Raw genomic sequence first — 1,643 nt, forward strand, 5'->3', positions numbered from 1 at the left:
AGCTAAAAGCTTAACCCGAACGAATTCAAAATGTGATTTCGTTCGGGTTTTTGTATTAACTATTAGTTCTCTCAAACCTCGTGCATTTTTATTTTACATAAATACTTTTTTCAGACCCTTCAATAACTTCACCGATAATATAAGCTCGATCGCCAAACACTTCATCCATTTGTTTAACATACTGCTCAGCTTGATTACGATCCATTGAGATTAATAATCCACCTGAAGTAATTGCATCAGCTAAGACTAACTTTGACTCTTCCTGTACTTGTGCTTCAAATGTTACATCTTGATCTAACCATTTAAGGTTAGCTTTAGTACCACCAGGAACAGCACCTTGTTCAACAAGTTCTTTAACGCCTTGAATAACAGGAACTTGATCATGGTTTATAATTAGTGATTTTTCACTACCTTTAGCAATTTCTAAAGCATGACCTAATAACCCAAAACCTGTGACATCTGTTACAGCATGCGGCTTGAATGGACGTAGATGTTCTGCTGCATACTTATTTAATTGAGCCATCCATTTAATCGCTTCATCTGCTAAATGTTGAGATGCTTTGCCTTTCTTAATAGCTGTTGTGATGATTCCAATACCGATTGGTTTCGTAAGAACTAGTACATCACCTGTTTGTGCTTGACTATTCGTCCATAATTGATTAGGATGCACGAACCCAGTTACAGACAGACCGAATTTCGGTTCATCATCATCAATCGAATGACCACCTATAATAGATGCTTCAGCTTCATGTACTTTATCTTCAGCCCCTTGAAGCACTTCAGCTAATACATCTGATCCATATTTCTTCACAGAAAAACCAACGATGTTTAAAGCTGTTTTCGCATCAGCACCCATAGCATAAACATCACTTAAAGCATTAGCGGCTGCAATTTGTCCAAATGTGTATGCATCATCGACAATTGGAGTGAAATAATCAACTGTTTGAACCATTGCTAGTTCATCTGTTATTTGATAAACACCTGCATCGTCTGAACTGTTTTGACTATACAATACTTGAGGGTCATCTGATTTTCGTTCTACTTGACTCAACACTTGAGTCAGCTCGCTCGGTGCGAGTTTACAACCTCAACCAGCTTTAGATGAAAGGGAAGTTAGACGTAAAATTTCATCACGTTCCTTACTCATATGAATCACCTCCAAAGGTTACAATAGTATATTCATTTACATTTTACTAGAAAATGATTGAAAATTGTTGAAAAAGGTTATGTTATTTTATAGGCTAGTATTTAAAGAAGGGGGTAGAAACTATGAGTTATAAAGTATCAATTGAGTTTTGCATGCAGTGAAACTACGCGCCAAAAGCTGCGAGTTTCGCAGATGAGCTATTTACTGAATTCCGTCACGACATTTCAGAAATGAAATTGATACCAGCGTCTGGTGGAGCTTTTGAAGTAACAGTTGATGGTGAAAAGTTATATTCAAAACTAGATACTGGTGTATTTCCTGAGGCTGAGCATGTTATTAAAGAAATGAAATCTTAAAACCGATAGATAGCCCGCTCGTTTAGTTAAACGGTGGGCTTCTTTATTGTTGGCACTCAATTAGGCTATAATGGCGTTGAGATAATTAAATTATGGGGCGATTGAATGAATTTATTAAGAAATATTCCACCAATACACGA

Annotated in this window: 1 protein-coding gene and 1 pseudogene; one reads left to right on the forward strand and one right to left on the reverse strand. The window is 36.6% G+C overall.

Annotated elements, in window-relative coordinates; genetic code table 11:
- Window positions 1-88: 88 nt before the first annotated feature.
- Window positions 89-1,147: a selenide, water dikinase SelD gene (gene selD / locus A194_RS0116205; protein WP_083834338.1), complete on the reverse strand. Its 1,059-nt coding sequence runs from the start codon at window positions 1,145-1,147 to the stop codon at window positions 89-91.
- A 173-nt stretch (window positions 1,148-1,320) separates the two neighbouring features.
- Here selD and A194_RS19940 point away from each other — a divergent pair.
- Window positions 1,321-1,503, forward strand: a pseudogene (locus A194_RS19940) (Rdx family protein); the annotation flags it as partial.
- Window positions 1,504-1,643 lie beyond the last annotated feature (140 nt).

Source organism: Alkalibacillus haloalkaliphilus C5 (genome assembly GCF_000269905.1).
Lineage (GTDB): Bacteria > Bacillota > Bacilli > Bacillales > Alkalibacillaceae > Alkalibacillus > Alkalibacillus haloalkaliphilus_A.